Source organism: Enterobacter cloacae complex sp. 342H5 (assembly GCF_050030905.1).
GTDB lineage: Bacteria > Pseudomonadota > Gammaproteobacteria > Enterobacterales > Enterobacteriaceae > Enterobacter > Enterobacter intestinihominis.
The window spans coordinates 1016287-1031968 of sequence record NZ_JBLGVB010000001.1 but is presented as its reverse complement, the minus strand read 5'-3'; the positions used below and the strand labels follow the sequence as shown (position 1 = coordinate 1031968).

Sequence of the window (15682 nt, the reverse complement as noted above, 5' to 3'; positions counted from 1 at the left end):
CGCTCTTTCACATTTGTCGTAGAAGGATCCAACAGGTGCGAATCGCCACGATCACGAACTGGGCTTATGGTGTCACGGTGTGCCTGACCATTGCCTCCGGCATCGTCATGCTGATGGCTTCCCACGCCGATAACATCGAACGTGAAGCCGTTAAACAACGCCAGGTCTTCGATCAGCTGACGGAGGAGATCGAGACAGACACCTGGATGCTCTCCGATCTGGCGCGGCTTTACGTCATCCAAAAAGAGCCCGAGGTGCTTGAGAAATATCAGGCGAAAGAAGCCGAGCTGAAGAATATCGAACACACGCTGCGACAGCTCAAAAATACGGGGGCATCGGGCGAAGAGCTGGCGCTGCTGTACGACGGACTGAAAATTGTAGACGATCTCCAGGATGAACAGCAGGCAGCCATTGACGGCATCGCCCGTGGCGAGGAACAGCAGGCCGTTTCGCTGCTGTTTGGTAAGAGCTATGAGCTGGAACTCGAACGGGCACACAACACTATCGAACGCTTTCGCATGCTGCTGGACAAGCGCATTATTGCCGACGTGCAGGCCGCAACCAAAACGTCCAAAACGCTTCGAACGGCCTCTGAGGTGATGGTCGGCCTGACCGCCCTGCTCTTCCTGTTTGTGATGGTTTTCATCCTCAAGCGCCGCGTACTCCGTCCGGTGGTGCGTCTGAGTGACGTAGTTCATCGTCTTGCATCGCAGGATTACGCCGTCGAAACGCCGAACTTTACCCAGGTTGATGAAATCGGTGATATGGCGCAGGCCATCCGCATCTTCCGTGAGAACGGGCTGGCAAGGCAGCGGCTGGAAAAAGAGCGCGATGCTGACTGGGCCATCCGCGAACTGCTGGCGCGAATGACCCAGCGGTTGCAGGGCTGTGAAAACTTTGCCGACGTGATGAATGTGGCGGAGCTGTTTGCACCCAATATTGCGCCGGGGGTTTCAGGGCGCCTGTATATTCTGGAACGCGAGCCGTGGCAGATGCGCTGTACGGCCGAATGGCTATCGCCAGAAGGGGATAAAAAGCCGTTCCATCCTGACGAATGCTGGGCCGTCCGGCGTGGTCAAAGCCATCCGCCAGTGAACGGCGAGCCGGATATCGGCTGTTATCATCTGCCCGAATCACAGGCGCAGCAATCGCTGTGCGTTCCCCTGATTGCTCAGGGCGAGGCGATTGGATTGCTCTCATTCCAGAACATCACGCCTGAAACCGCGCCGTCCCGCGCCTATCTGGAACTGATGGCCGAGGCGCTGGGACTGGCGCTGGCCAACCAGCGGCTGCGCGATGCGCTGCTGGAAAAAGCCCTGTTCGATCCCTTGACGGGGCTGCGTAACCGCCACCATCTGGAAGATACGTTACGTACTCAAATGAAGCAGGCCGTGCGTAACGAGGAGCCGGTAAGCTGCCTGATGATCGATATCGATCACTTCAAGAGCATTAATGACCGCTTTGGTCATGAGGCCGGCGATCTGGTGATCAAAAGCGTGGCAGCCATTATTCAACGGGCGGTACACGATAGCGGGCTGGCCTTCCGCTATGGGGGTGAAGAGTTTTTGGTGCTTCTTACCGATGCAGATGAGGAAGAAGCGCACGCCGCTGCAACGGAGATTTACAACAGCGTGCATGCGCTTTCGCTGCGCTACGGGCTTTCGGAGATTGGCCCGGTGGATGTGTCGATCGGGATCGCCAGCTATCCGCAGCACGCCCAGAGCGATAATCTGCTGCGCGCGGCGGACGTCGCGTTGTACCGGGCGAAAGAGCTGGGCCGCTCGCGGATTGTCAGCTTTGGGATGCTGGAGGCGGGCTAAAGGGGTTATTCGAGCCTGAGGTTCAGGATCGCGCGATCGCCCAAAGCACCACCATACCCAGCGAATTACTCCGCTTTTCCACGTACAGGGTGCCATCGATTAAATAATATCCCTGAGGATAACAGATGCGGATCTCTCTCTTGAGTTCCGGCTCATAGACTTCCGCCCCCGAACAGCTATTTCTGCTGCCGGATTCATACCGGTAAGGTTGGCTCCAGGCAGAGTATTCTCCGTTCAGTAGCCAGGCCGCGGTAAAGATGACGAAAATGGCAACCGGCAGGCTGAAGATGATGAGGCCGAGGTAAAGTTTGACAACGTCAACAAGGGTTTTGTCTTTAAACGCCCTCTTCGCGGCGAACATCACTATCGCCACCAGCGGCAGCAGCAATGTGACAGCCGCAAGATACTGTTCCCCCAGGGCCGTAAGAAATGTCACGCGATAAATCTCGATTGACCAGACAACAAAGCCAAATATCAACGCTAACCCGCCAACGATGAGTGGAATTAAAAAGGCATAGCTATCTTTTTTCATGATGGACGGTTCCTTGTCATGCGTCTGCGGTAAGAAGGTTAAGCATCGCTCGGGTGGCTGCCGACTGACGGCGTTTTTACATCCTGATTATGATGGATAAACGTGGGGAGAGATAAAATATATAAACTAGTAGGATAACTAAATTATAATTCTTATACTTATGTTAAAACGTGGAGGCTGAAATGCGATTAATCCTAATGCTGTGCTGCTTTTTAGTGCAAAGCGTCACCCTGGCTGGTGAGTTGCCAAAACCTGCTGGTAAACCCATTTTAACGATTTACGGTAATATCGAGAACACGAATGAAAGTGGAAAAGCCGTGTTTGATATCGCCAGCCTTGAAAAACTCGGTATGGTGAGCTTCCAGACATCATCCCCCTGGTATAATGGCCGCACAAAGTTTGAGGGTGTTCCAATGAGCAAACTCATGGATTATATTGGCGCAAAGGGTAACGTGGTCAATGTTATAGCGCTTAATGATTACGCGACAGCCATCCCGCTGAGCGACTTTAAAAAATATAATGCCATACTCGCTTTGAAGGTTAATGGTGAATATATGCGCATCCGAGATAAAGGACCGGCATTCATTGTATATCCTTACGACAGTCTTCCTGAATTAAATAATCAGATATATTATTCGCGATCGGCATGGCAGGTCAGCAAAATGAAGATTGAATAGCAGTTCAGGAGAACATAATGAACAGGATACTGGTTGGTATCATTTTTTCTCTTTTTATCACCACTGGATATATTGCTTTTCTTGTTTACGATCGACAGCAGGAGCTCCAAAAACTGACTCATTACACGGAGTCATGGTCTGTCGCCCAACTGGTATCCGAATATTACCGCTTTGAATCATGGCTTGGTCTGTACGCAACCGATTCCGATGACGTTACGATAGACCAGGTCCGGATGCGGCTGGAAATTATGCTAAGCCAGAATGATCTGTTTAAGGAGGGGGATTTAGGACATTACATTAAAAACGTTCAGGCACATCATGACCTCGCGTTAAGCCTTGATAAAATCCTTACGTATCTGGATGCTAACCTCGAAAAAATGAGCCATTCGGATGTAAAAACATACCTTCATACCATGCATTTGCTGGATGCTCCACTCAGTCAGCTTTCATCAAGCGCGTTAACGAAAGACATTAGCACGATTAACAGTAGCAACCATAAAATACAGATCCTGTATTATATTTACTCAGCCCTCTCTTTACTGCTGATCATTCTGAGTATTATCCTGGGTTTTTTAACGATCTATCAAAATAAAAACATCCTTAAAGCGCACAGGCAGGTTGAAAGTCTTGCAGAAGAACTCCAGTTATCCAAGGAGACCCTACAGATTCAGAATTCAAAACTAGAGTATGACGTTTACCATGATTCCCTCACTGGCATGAAAAACCGTCTGTACTTCTGGGATGAGCTCAGCAAACTCAATCTTGAGGCCGAAGAAAATCATGTTCCCGTTACGGTAATGTTATTTGATTTAGACCGATTCAAAGAGGTCAACGATACCTATGGTCATGATGCTGGCGATTTACTGTTACGTCAGGTATCCAGGCGATTGACCGCCATGAGCAATATTTCAGACAGATTTTACCGTTTAGGCGGAGACGAGTTTGCTTTTTTAGCCAGTGGGTTAAACGAAAGCGAAGCCGTTTTGCGCGCTAGAGAAATCAGCGAGAATATCAGTAAACCCTATACGATTAATAACCAGCTCATAAAAATTGCCACCTGCGTGGGTATTGTTTTATCAGATAATGAACGACGTGCTGATTATCTTTATAAGTTCGCCGATCTGGCGCTCTATGAAGCCAAAAAGGCAGGCTCACAGCAGATTAAAGTTTTCCGTCAGCGAATGCTTCAGAAGTTGCAGGAGAGCAGAACGCTTGAAAATGATATGGCAAGGGCGATTGAAAACAATGAGTTTATTGTTTATTACCAGCCTATTGTGAATTCCGTCAGCAAGGAAATTTACGGCTATGAAGCGCTTATTCGCTGGATGCATCCTGTAAAGGGAATGCTTTCCCCGGATAGCTTTATTTTCGCCGCTGAAAAAACAGGCATGATCAACGAGATAGGTAAAACCGTACTTAAACTGGCCTGTAGGGAAGCGGTCTCCTGGGCTGTTCCGGCCAGGATCTCCGTAAACGTCTCGCCTGTTCAATTAGGCAGCAAATCATTTATTAATACGGTGCAGACCGTTCTGGCTGAGACCGGGCTCCCGGCTAACCGTCTTGAGTTAGAGGTCACGGAGTCATCCCTCTTTAGTGACAGAAATAACCCCATTGCGATTCTGAAAAAACTCCGCGCACTGGGCGTAAGAATTTCCATTGATGATTTTGGCACGGGTTATTCGTCGCTCTCCAGACTCAGCGAACTGAATTTTGATAAAATCAAGATCGATAAATCTTTTGTCAATCCGATATCTACACAAGAAGATGCGCTTAATATTGTGAAGCTTATTACCGGTATGGCTAAGAGCCTTAATATGGGCGTTATAGCCGAGGGCGTTGAGACCGAAGAGCAGCTTGAGCGGCTTCAGGCTCTGGGTTGCGAGCTTGTGCAGGGATATCTTTTCAGCAAACCACAGCCTCGGGTCGACAGCAAAATTAAGAGCGGCCAGGAATGATTCCCTCTCCTCAGCCCGATGCCAACCGTGATCACGTTTTTCACCCCTGGGTATTCACTTATAAAAATCAGGTGACCTGCTCCCCGTTGATTAGTACACCCCGATGTTAGTAATGTCTTCATAAGCCACATGAGGACATCCCCATGAAGAAGCGTTTTTCCGACGAACAGATCATCAGTATTCTCCGCGAAGCCGAAGCTGGGGTACCCGCCCGTGAACTCTGCCGCAAGCATGCCATTTCCGATGCCACGTTTTACACCTGGCGTAAGAAGTATGGCGGTATGGAGGTGCCTGAAGTTAAGCGCCTGAAGTCGCTTGAGGAAGAGAACACCAGACTCAAGAAGCTGCTTGCCGAAGCCATGCTGGATAAAGAGGCGCTTCAGGTGGCTCTTGGGCGAAAGTACTGACGACAGACCAGAAGCGGGAAGCCGTGATGTTGATGTGTGATGCGACCGGTCTGTCGCAACGTCGTGCCTGCAGGCTTACAGGTTTATCCCTGTCGACCTGCCGCTATGAGGCTCACCGTCCGGCTGCTGATGCGCATTTATCAGGGCGCATCACTGAGCTGGCACTGGAGCGCAGGCGTTTTGGCTACCGTCGTATTTGGCAGTTGCTGCGCCGTGAAGGGCTTCATGTTAATCATAAGCGCGTGTACCGGCTTTATCACCTCAGTGGCCTGGGCGTAAAACGCAGAAGACGTCGTAAAGGGCTGGCAACAGAACGTCTGCCGCTGCTCCGTCCGGCGGCGCCCAATCTGACCTGGTCGATGGATTTCGTCATGGACGCACTTTCCACCGGTCGCAGGATCAAGTGTCTTACCTGCGTCGATGATTTCACAAAGGAATGCCTGACGGTCACTGTTGCCTTTGGGATTTCAGGCGTTCAGGTCACGCGTATTCTGGACAGCATTGCACTGTTTCGAGGCTATCCGGCGACGATAAGAACTGACCAGGGGCCGGAGTTCACTTGCCGTGCACTGGATCAATGGGCCTTTGAGCATGGTGTTGAGTTGCGCTTAATCCAGCCGGGCAAGCCAACGCAGAACGGATTTATTGAGAGCTTTAACGGACGATTTCGCGATGAATGTTTGAATGAGCACTGGTTCAGCGATATCGTTCATGCCAGGAAAATTATTAATGACTGGCGGCAGGATTATAACGAATGCCGCCCGCACTCCACGCTGAATTATCAGACACCGTCTGAATTTGCAGCGGGCTGGAGAAAGGGTCATTCTGAGAATGAAGATTCCGACGTTACTAACTGAGTGTTGTATCTAATCGTGGGGGCAGGTCACAGGTGTTATCATTCACCCCGTAAATACCTTTCAACTCAACCCGAGGCTTTGATGCTGGAGAATGTAATCATCCGATAATCAGCTTACCGACCTTTCCAGGCCGGACTGATTATCAATGCGCCGAAATCGAATGCGGACACCGCTGTGTGTTTGCACGTTTTGCACATGATGATTAAACAGGTTTTCCAGTATGAATTTATCCCGTCAGGAACAACGTACCTTACACGTTCTCGCCAAAGGTGGCCGTATTGTGCACGTCCGCAATACCTCCGGCCGCGTCACCGCCGTTGAATGCTATAGCCGCGAAGGGCTACTGCTGGCTGACTGCACGCTCGCCGTTTTCAAAAAGCTCAAAACCAAAAAGCTGATCAAATCCGTTAACGGTCAGCCCTACCGCATTAACACTACCGGGCTGAATAACGTCCGCGCCCAGCCCGATAACCGTTAAGGAGAGGATGATGGATATCAGCACCCTTATTTCCTCATCCCGGCACATTCACCTGTCGGCGCAGGAAAGTAAAATTCCCTGGGACGAACCGGCCTTCAGCCAGCGCATGCTGGCGAAGCATTTGTCGCAGGAGCACGACTGGGCCAGCCGCAGGCAGGAGGTTATTGAGCAGCAGGTCGAATGGATCGCCAGCCAGTTACCACCTGGCGCATATATCCTCGATCTCGGCTGCGGCCCCGGCTTTTATACCCACCGCTTAGCGGAACGTGGATTTCACTGCACCGGCGTGGATTTCTCACCGGCATCCGTGAGCTGGGCCCGTCAGCAGGCGCAGAACACCGGATTGAATATCGATTATGTTCAGCAGGATGTCCGCGCATACTGGCCGGATAAATCGTTCAATTTCATCATGATGACATTCGGGGAACTGAATGTGTTTAGCACGGCGGATGCGCGCTCACTCGTCAGCCGCTGCGCGCTGTGGCTGGAGCCGGGTGGCAGGCTGCTCACTGAAGTACATACTTTCGACGAAGTTAAGCGTCAGGGAATGGCTGAACCGAGCTGGCAACGCTGTCCCGACGGGCTGTTTCTGGGCGTCCCTCACCTGCTGCTGACGGAACATGGCTGGGATGAAGAAGCACAGACCAGCTCAACGCAGTTCTGGGCCATAGAAGCAAACGGTCAAACCACCCGTTTCGGCAGCCAGATGACGGCCTGGCGCGATGATGAGTACGTCAGCCTGCTCGACAATGCCGGGTTTGCCCTGCTTCCTCCTCCTGAAAGCCACGACTGGCCAGTCAGCGAGACATTCGAAAGGAAGCTGTTTGTTCTGCTGGCTGAAAAAGCAAATATTTCAGAGAAACAGCCTCTTAATACTCAACGCAATAAAAGGAATTCCACATTGGATATCCCACGTATTTTTACCATCAGTGAAAGCGAGCACCGCATCCACAACCCGTTCACCGAAGAGAAGTACGCCACGCTTGGCCGCGTGCTGCGCATGAAGCCGGAGACCCGCATTCTTGACCTCGGCAGCGGCTCGGGCGAGATGCTCTGCACCTGGGCCCGGGATCACGCCATTACCGGTGTCGGTATCGATATGAGCCAGTTGTTCAGCGAGCAGGCCAGACGCCGCGCCGAAGAGCTCGGCGTCAGCAACCGGGTTCAGTTCATACATAACGACGCCGCCGGATACGTTACAGAAGAGAAATGCGATGTGGCCGCCTGCGTTGGCGCGACATGGATTGCCGGTGGGTTTGCCGGGACGGTTGAGCTGCTGGCGCAAAGCCTGAAACCTGGCGGGATCATGCTTATCGGCGAACCCTACTGGCGTCAGCTACCCGCGACGGAAGAGATTGCCCAGGCCTGTGGCGTCGGCTCGACAAGCGATTTCCTGACGCTCCCCGGGCTTATCAGCGCGTTTGACGACCTCGGCTACGACGTGGTGGAAATGGTACTGGCAGACCAGGAAGGCTGGGACCGGTATGAAGCCGCGAAATGGCTGACCATGCGCCGCTGGCTGGAGGCTAATCCTGATGACGACTTCGCCGCCGAAGTCAGGGCCGAGCTAAACATCGCGCCGAAACGCCACGTAACGTACGCCCGGGAATACTTTGGCTGGGGCGTGTTCGCGCTAATTGCCAGGTAACAACAAGCCCGGTATTTCTGACTGGAGATACGGGGCTTAGCCTTTATTTTGATCTGAAGCATCACCTATACAATACATATTCCGTATATTTATTAATCAGGATGTCACCATAAGGATCATCATATGTCACAACATGAACAGTTCTGTCAGGCTTGTGGAATGCCGATGTCTGCACCCGATGCACACAGTGCCAGCGATCAATATTGCGCGTACTGCAGCGACAGCAACGGCAATCTTAAACCCTGGGAAGAAGCGGTATCAGGCCTGGCCAGCTTCCTTGATTCCTGGCAAAAAGTCGGCCCGGAAGAAGCACAGAAGCGAGCAAAACGTTACCTGACGGCAATGCCCGCTTGGGCTCATAAAGCGGATGAATGAAAAACAAAGCCTGCGTGATTTAGACAGGCTATCTTCTCTCCCCTGGTTCCATAAAGGAGAGCAGATGTTTTCTTACATTATGCTAGGGACCAATGATCTGTCACGCGCCATTACATTTTACGATCCGCTGATGAATATACTGGCGTATCCTCGCGGCGGCACGGACGAGGGGGCACCAGGCCTACGTCCGCATTTCGGCGAAGGTTTCTACAGCGCTTACGTCAGAGATCCCGATGGCAACAAGCTGGCTTTCGTGTATTACACCGCACAATCCTGAGAACGATAAACCGGGGGCCTCAGTGCCCCCACCTGAAACTAAACCGATCCCGCAAATTTCAGAAGAGCGTTGGACGAGTTGATAAATGCCGAGATGTCTGAATGTTTTTACGCCAGAACTCCATAGTGTGCCAACCAAAGAACAGTAACGACACCCGACACAGGCTTACTTCGCCTCCGCCGATAACACATAGCTAATCCGCCATTCACACCCTGCCCGCGTAGCCCGTACAGGGACTGCTGACGCCTACGAATTGCCTGGCAGGAGCCAATACTATGTACGCCAAATCCTTTATCGCTCTCGACGGTAATGGTCGTCTGACCGGTGCCCATATTGCGCAGACTGCCCCTTACGACAGGTATACCTGCCACCATTGCGGCAGTGCGCTGCAATACCAACCTGGATACGACACAGAACGCCCGTGGTTTGAACACCGGCCCGACGATCTAACGGAGAACGGGCGACAGTACTGCCCGTATGTAAATTCTGTGGAAAAGGAAGTAAGACGAATTCTTAAGTTGCGCCGTTACGTGGCGGATGCTCAACCCGTGATACTCAGGACTGACTGGCACTGTAGCGACTGCGGCAACAATTACCACGGTGAACGTTATTGCGTGTCATGTGGTATTGGCGACTTGTGCCATATGCCGGAAGAGGCCTCACGATGAGAATACTGCTTATCGTTGACTTCACAAAACCTGCACTGATCTTTTCGATTAATGAATATTACTCATAGTCCCAATCCTCCTGCCTGTGATTATCAGCGAGCACAAACCCGTTAACATCCCCCTAAACGTTTCGAAGGAAGGCATCGCGGTTGAGTCCTGAAAAATAAGTCGCAGTGCCGGGTATTTTTGCGCGGATAACTACGTCATGCCTGACTTATCTCAGCGGGCGTTGAAACAAATACAACGTTCTCAGGACTGGTGTTCTGCGATTAGAGTCAGTTTCTGGTCTGTGGTTTTTTTTCTTTCAGCGTTTCAGCCAGCAGACGTGCGGCCTGCTTATAACCCAGCCTGATCGCCAGCGCGTGCACGGTCCCATAGGTGGCAATTTCATAGTGCTCCACTTTCTGGGCTGCACCAATAAGACCCGCATCCCGGACCCGCCTCGACAGAAGCAATGATTCCTAGGCTTCTTCCAAGCCCCTCCATGGCATGGCATTTCATACGTTTGATACGAACACCGTCCGTCTTCTCCACCAGTTCATCCAGACGTTCTATCTGTCACTATGTTTCTTCAAGATGCTGCTGAAATGCTGCCACAAGCTTTTCATCCGCCTCAGCACGGGCCATCTTTGGCAAGGCGCGAATAATCTGCTTTTCAGCACTGTAAACATCCGAGAGATCGTGAATAAAAAGATCTTCAAGCGTTTTAATACTCATAACCTGTTTGAATTAACAATTAAGATTCAGGCTAAAGGATAGACAATCACTACGGCAGCATCCGCTGCCGTCGAACCATTAGATTCTTGGGCCAGACAATCCCAAGTTTTTTACAGCGCCATAATGGCAGATATCCGGAGCCAGACACAGGCTTCAGCCGCACCGCTTCGGTTTATAATCCTGCCCTGCCTGGGTCGGCAGATCTTCAAAGCGAGAGCTAAAATTTCAGAAATACCCCTTCAGGATCACCATGCGAATAAACTGGTTAGCAGGAATGGGGCGGGAAAAATAGTATCCCTGCAAAAACTCGATCTGCTTATTGCGCAGATACTCAACCTGCTCCGCTGTTTCTACACCTTCGGCAATCAGCTGTAGGTGCATTTTTCGTGCAATCTCAATGACGCTGTCCACCAGGGCCGTCTCTTTGTCCTGGCCTATCTGCCCGACGAAGAGCTTATCGATTTTGATAAAATCGGGATTAAGCTGTGCTATCCACGCCAAGTTGGAGTACCCCGTACCGAAATCATCCAGGGCAATAGCCACGCCTATCTTTTTCAGCGCCTCAATATTTGCCAGCGCCTCTGCCGTTGTCTCTATGGACTGCCGCTCCGTAAGCTCCAGCACGATCTTTACCGGGTGTGGGTGAAATGCCTCGAGCATGCTTTGCACGTCACTCAGCAGATTATGATCAACGAAGTGTTCCGCACTAATATTCAGCGCAATATGTATATTCGGGGGAAAATGACCGATTACCTTGCGCAGATCGTCAGTGACCTGCGCCATTAGCATCCGCGTAAGCGGCACGATAAGGCGGGTCTGTTCAGCCAGCGGGATAAACACATCAGGTGAAATAAAGCCGCTGTCGCCCTGCTTCCAGCGGGCTAAAACCTCAAATCCGGCAATATTATGCGTCAGGCTATCATATACGGGCTGATAATAAGGAACGATGTGCCTGTCTGCGATGGCCTGGCGCAGCGCCTGTGCCGGAGAGGATAAACGTGATAAAGCGCGCCAGCAGAGCTGTCCTGCCACCGCCGAAAGTAGTGTAAAGAAAATGATTAGCTGGACGTTATTGCGCCAGTATTTATGCCAGTGCAGGCTCGTTGGCCTTTCAAAAGAGACGCGCAGGGGATAGCGTGAGGAAACCACCGTCTCATATTGATAATGCTGTCTTTTTTGCGAATAGAGCACCTCGCCGGTGCTTGTCACCCTGGAGTTGCCAATCTGAATGAAGGTCGGCATCTCCACCCCGGCAAGCCGGAAAGCGTTAATGATAAACAGTCCATTGATGCTTATCAGCACCTCGTCATGTCCGACCGGGACAAAGTAATAGAGGACGGGGACGTCGGGCGTTACCACGTCACCAGCCAGCACGCCGACCCGCTCACCGCTCTGCAGATCTGCCGGGATCTGGCGAATCTCATTGCCGGTCAGTGAGGAGCACCACACCTGGCCGTTTTCAACAAAATTAAGCCCTCGTATATGGGGATAGCGGGCAATAAGAATATCCAGCGTGCGCGACTTTTTGTCGTTGCACAGAATATCACGCGCAAGCCAGCCCTGTTTCGCCGCCACGTTGGCCTCATCAAACAAATTCTCGGTATAGCTAAGAAGCTTCTTTGAAGCGGCGCTGGCGTCACGACGTTCATTCTTCAGCTCGTGTGAGCCAGTCACCATCAGCCCGGCGATCATTAATGCCAGCGCTATCGCTACGGAGATGACCATCCGCACTCTATACGACGCGGAAGAGGCAGAGAACCGGGCGTAAAAGCGTGACAAACAGGAACCTTTCACCACGGTTTATCCCTCCTTTCCCAGCCCGGTTTGCTGGATAAGCGTCAACATTGCACTATTCAGCCATCTGCGAGCAAGGCTCTCTTTTTCACTGACGATCGAGACGGTAACCCTTCCCTCACGCACTCCGCCATGTTCAGGGGTTCGTCCCTCGATGGATACCCTATACCACACGCCTTCAGGACGCAGATCCTTTTTGGCATGCGTCGGGTTGAGGGCAATCGGCCCCCCATGATCTTTTGCCAGCAGCAGGGAGGGCAGCCTGGTTACCGCGCTGTTATCAATTGAGGTAACCTCGCCCGTCAGCGGCTGCCACTGTCCCGGCAACCACACTTTAACCCTGGCGCCATCGTGGAGGCGCAGCAGATCCTCTTCACCCGCAAGGGCTTTTACTCGCCAGCGATGGGCATTCACCACGCTGGCGATGCGCGTATCGGGGGCTATCCAGCTGCCGGGCGTGACCGTGCGGTCAACGTCCTCTATTACGCCTGACGTCGCAGCAAGCAGCTTCAGCCGCTTTAACTCACCGCTGCCCGCGTTTTGCTGCTGAGCAAACTCCCGCGCCATCTGCTCCGCCATCACCTGGCGGGCCGGGCCATCCTTATCCAGCCCGAGCGCTCCTCTCGCATTCGCCTCCCAGGCCTCCCGCAGTTCGCTGGCCTTATGGACAGAGGTTTCAGGCAGCGGGGCATCCAGCTCAAACAGCGGCTGGTTTAGCGCCACTGTCTGTCCCTCCTGAACCAGCACATCGGAGAGCCGCGCGGCAAACGGAGTATAAACCGGCTGCACAACGCCCGCTTCCAGTACCCCATGTAGGGTGACCTTACCGGACCACGGCGTGAATACCACAACGGCCACTACCGCCAGCACCAGCGCCAGCCGCATGCGGTGGCGGCGCGGCATCTCCCGGCGACGAGACCAGCAGACTTTAAGTTCCCTGAACATGGGTTGCACCACAAACGTAATGATTTCAATAAGAAAAAGAACCACGCCCAGCGCTTTAAAAAAGGCGTGGTAGACCACAACCGCAATACCAATAAAGAGGATCAGCCGGTAGATCCAGGTGGCGAAGGCAAACAGCGTTAAGAACAGCGCAAAGCCTGGCGACAGATTTTCGGGCCGGGGGTCGTCCAGTCCCCAAAGTACGCGCCGCATCGCACGCTTTGCCCAGTTTCCCGCCCGCTCATGAAGACCGGGGAAATCAAGGTAATCGCTTAGAATGTAGTAACCGTCGAAGCGCATAAACGGGCTGGCGTTGACCGCCACCGTCATGATCCAGGCCGTGGTGGCCAGAAAAAAGAACGCATTTTTAACCGGCCCCTCTGGCGCAAGAGACCAGAGCAGCGTTGCCCATCCCGCAAGTATCAGCTCGGCCACAATACCTGCGCAGGCAATCTTTAACCGCTCGCCGGAGCGGGATAGTTTCCAGCTTTCACCGGTATCTGTGTAGGCCATCGGCAGCATCACCAGCAGCGCGACTCCCATATGCCCGACGCGCACACCGTGCCGGGCGGCGGTAAAGGCGTGCCCCAGCTCATGCCAGCACTTCGATAAAACCAGCGCCACGGCAAAGCCGAGAGCCCCATGCCAGCTTACTGAATTATGTAAGCCGGCCACGACGTTATCCCACTGTCGGATGGCCAAAAACAGGCCAACCGCACTGACCACCAGCGTGAGGAGTAAAAACGCCTGGCTGAAGAGCACCCTGACCATCGGCAGTAAGCGGCGTAGCATGCGGTCGGGATGTATCAGCGGGATACGCACAAAAAGGTAGCTGTGCAACAGCCGCTTCCATACCGTCTCCCCGGGGCGATAGCGAGCGGTTCGCAGAAGCTGCTGTTGCTGAAGAAACGCCACAAAATCGCTGACGTCCTCCTCCTCCGGCTGCAGCGTGGTTTGCTGGCGGATGGTATCCGCAATCACTGCCGCATCAGCCATTTGCCAGCGTTTAAGTATTTCGATCTCCAGCCACCCCAGGCGGAAGAAGAGATTACGTACCGGATCGGTCAGATGCCAGGCGGGTGAGCCGTCGCGGTTGCGTCCTGCGGAACTGAGCTGCAGCTCATCGCGCAGCGCAGGCCAGGGCGGGGATTTCTGGGCCATGGCCTCCAGGGCTGAGGGGATCACCAGCCGCTCCATGCGCGCAGGGTGGCGATAGGTCTACGCAGCATCAGATAGCCCAGCAGGCTCCAGTCGCCGGTCACCCTCGCGGTACCCTGCAGACCGATGCGGGCGATATCTGCTTTCCCCGTCAGCGAACCACGCAGCAGATAACTTGCCACCCCGTTGGGCGCTTCCACGCTCTGATATCCCGCATAATCGAGCCGCGCGGTGAAGGACTTCAGCGGTGCGACCTTCAAAAACACGGTCATCGGCGCCCCCGGAGTCAGGTTGGTGGACTCGCTTACCGGCGCCCAGCCGCGAACGCCAAGCTTGTCCGGATCGGCCAGCAGCCCCAGGCGTTCACCCGTCTGCACGGGGCGGCCCACCCAGTCATCCGGATCGGAATAGATAAAGACCCCCGCACGCGGCGCGCGAATGGTCAGTTTTTCCAGATCGCGGGCCAGCGATTCCACCTCAACCCGCTTTTCCCGCCATTTTCCTTCCGCCATCGCCAGCTCGCTCTTCGCCTGCTGATCCTCAATGGCCTGCTGGGAGGTCTGGTGCAGCGTTACGCTGGCGGTATTCATCTCCGCCCGCGCTACCGCCAGCCGGTTATTGAGGGTGGTGTCATCCAGCATTGCCAGCACCTGGCCCTTTTCGACCGGCATGTTTGGCAGCACCATCATGCGCTTAATGACCCCCGAATCAGGCGCGGCGATGGTCTCCGTCTCCATAGAGATAATCTCCGCCGGGACCAGGGTATATTCCCGCACCGGAATAAGAAAAATCACCAGCAGCAGCAACAGCGCATATCCCAGACGTCGCCCGGCGTTTTTTTGCCAGAAACGCCTGAAGGCCGACGGGCGGGCGGTAAGCGCCCACCAGGCGTACCCGTAAAGGCCGCTAAGCTGAAGCAGCGTAAACTCCGGCATCTCCGGAGTTAGCGTCCCCGGCCAGGGATCGTCGCGTCCAATAAAGAGCAAGGCATGGATTGCGTTATCAGCTCCCGCCAGCGGTAGCACCCAGACGTGCTCGGGCAGCCACTCGCTCCACGCACCTGCCAGCGTTTCGCTCAGGAGATCGGGGGTAAGATGCAAAATGCGGGCGGCAGAAGGCAGGGCGCGACATTTCCCGGCGATATGGCGGGAAACTTCACCCAGCCACAGGGCGTAAGGGGTGTTTCGATCCACATCGCTCAGGCCAGAATGGGCCACCAGATGCGCGCGATTAGCCGGACTCAGCGTCAGCAGCGCCGCCTGACGGTATGGCACCGCCTGACGGGTTTCGTTGCAAATGGCAAACCCCAGCTCCGTCTTTTCAGTAATGGATTCGATCCTGGCGGCTAACTGAAAGAATAACGTATTGCTAGCCACG

Annotated in this window: 13 protein-coding genes and 1 pseudogene; 9 read left to right on the top strand and 5 right to left on the bottom strand. The window is 53.5% G+C overall.

Features of this window, described 5'->3' with window-relative positions:
* Window positions 1–35 precede the first annotated feature (35 nt).
* Window positions 36–1820, top strand: coding sequence for a diguanylate cyclase (locus ACQG03_RS05035; RefSeq protein WP_063163719.1), 1785 nt, complete (start codon window positions 36–38; stop codon window positions 1818–1820).
* Window positions 1821–1842: 22 nt separating this feature from the next.
* On the opposite strand, the gene ACQG03_RS05030 is transcribed toward ACQG03_RS05035, so the two are convergent.
* Window positions 1843–2352: a hypothetical protein gene (locus ACQG03_RS05030; RefSeq protein WP_023299409.1), complete on the bottom strand. Its 510-nt coding sequence runs from the start codon at window positions 2350–2352 to the stop codon at window positions 1843–1845.
* A 182-nt stretch (window positions 2353–2534) separates the two neighbouring features.
* Here ACQG03_RS05030 and ACQG03_RS05025 point away from each other — a divergent pair, with 182 nt between their 5' ends.
* The 8 genes from ACQG03_RS05025 to ACQG03_RS04990 all read left to right on the top strand — a co-directional run bounded on the left by ACQG03_RS05025 (window position 2535) and on the right by ACQG03_RS04990 (window position 9694).
* The gene (locus ACQG03_RS05025) at window positions 2535–3029 is read left to right on the top strand and encodes a molybdopterin-dependent oxidoreductase (RefSeq protein ID WP_022647187.1); all 495 of its coding nucleotides are present in this window, start codon (window positions 2535–2537) and stop codon (window positions 3027–3029) included.
* 17 nt (window positions 3030–3046) lie between these two features.
* Entirely contained in the window at window positions 3047–4984 is a 1938-nt protein-coding gene (locus ACQG03_RS05020; RefSeq protein ID WP_023299408.1) for a putative bifunctional diguanylate cyclase/phosphodiesterase, read from the top strand.
* A 143-nt stretch (window positions 4985–5127) separates the two neighbouring features.
* Window positions 5128–6248, top strand: a protein-coding gene (locus ACQG03_RS05015) for an IS3-like element ISSen4 family transposase (RefSeq protein ID WP_085950818.1) whose coding sequence is annotated in 2 segments (ribosomal slippage) — window positions 5128–5386 and window positions 5386–6248 — 1122 coding nt in all. Because the reading frame shifts where the segments join, the coding sequence is not laid out codon by codon here.
* A gap of 220 nt (window positions 6249–6468) precedes the next feature.
* Window positions 6469–6726, top strand: a complete 258-nt coding sequence (locus ACQG03_RS05010) for a YjhX family toxin (protein WP_022647185.1) — start codon at window positions 6469–6471, stop codon at window positions 6724–6726.
* 7 nt (window positions 6727–6733) lie between these two features.
* On the top strand, window positions 6734–8374 hold the full coding sequence (locus tag ACQG03_RS05005; protein ID WP_139153958.1) for a class I SAM-dependent methyltransferase: 1641 nt from the start codon (window positions 6734–6736) through the stop codon (window positions 8372–8374).
* A gap of 123 nt (window positions 8375–8497) precedes the next feature.
* The gene (locus ACQG03_RS05000) at window positions 8498–8749 is read left to right on the top strand and encodes a zinc ribbon domain-containing protein (RefSeq protein WP_063163721.1); all 252 of its coding nucleotides are present in this window, start codon (window positions 8498–8500) and stop codon (window positions 8747–8749) included.
* Between the two features lie 64 nt (window positions 8750–8813).
* Window positions 8814–9026 (top strand): hypothetical protein, encoded by a 213-nt coding sequence (locus ACQG03_RS04995; protein ID WP_063163722.1) that lies wholly within the window; start codon window positions 8814–8816, stop codon window positions 9024–9026.
* Window positions 9027–9301: 275 nt separating this feature from the next.
* Window positions 9302–9694, top strand: a complete 393-nt coding sequence (locus ACQG03_RS04990) for a putative zinc ribbon protein (RefSeq protein ID WP_074148401.1) — start codon at window positions 9302–9304, stop codon at window positions 9692–9694.
* Window positions 9695–9943: 249 nt separating this feature from the next.
* Here ACQG03_RS04990 and ACQG03_RS04985 read toward each other — a convergent pair.
* The 4 genes and pseudogenes from ACQG03_RS04985 to ACQG03_RS04970 all read right to left on the bottom strand — a co-directional run bounded on the left by ACQG03_RS04985 (window position 9944) and on the right by ACQG03_RS04970 (window position 15681).
* Window positions 9944–10411 (bottom strand): annotated as a pseudogene (locus tag ACQG03_RS04985) (ferritin-like domain-containing protein).
* Between the two features lie 225 nt (window positions 10412–10636).
* Complete coding sequence (locus ACQG03_RS04980) at window positions 10637–12208, bottom strand: EAL domain-containing protein (protein WP_426726095.1); 1572 nt, start codon at window positions 12206–12208, stop codon at window positions 10637–10639.
* A gap of 3 nt (window positions 12209–12211) precedes the next feature.
* Complete coding sequence (locus tag ACQG03_RS04975) at window positions 12212–14332, bottom strand: HlyD family efflux transporter periplasmic adaptor subunit (protein WP_237765605.1); 2121 nt, start codon at window positions 14330–14332, stop codon at window positions 12212–12214.
* Window positions 14329–15681, bottom strand: a complete 1353-nt coding sequence (locus ACQG03_RS04970; RefSeq protein WP_063163725.1) for an efflux RND transporter periplasmic adaptor subunit — start codon at window positions 15679–15681, stop codon at window positions 14329–14331. Before ACQG03_RS04970 ends, ACQG03_RS04975 begins: the two co-directional genes overlap by 4 nt.
* Window position 15682: the final 1 nt, after the last annotated feature.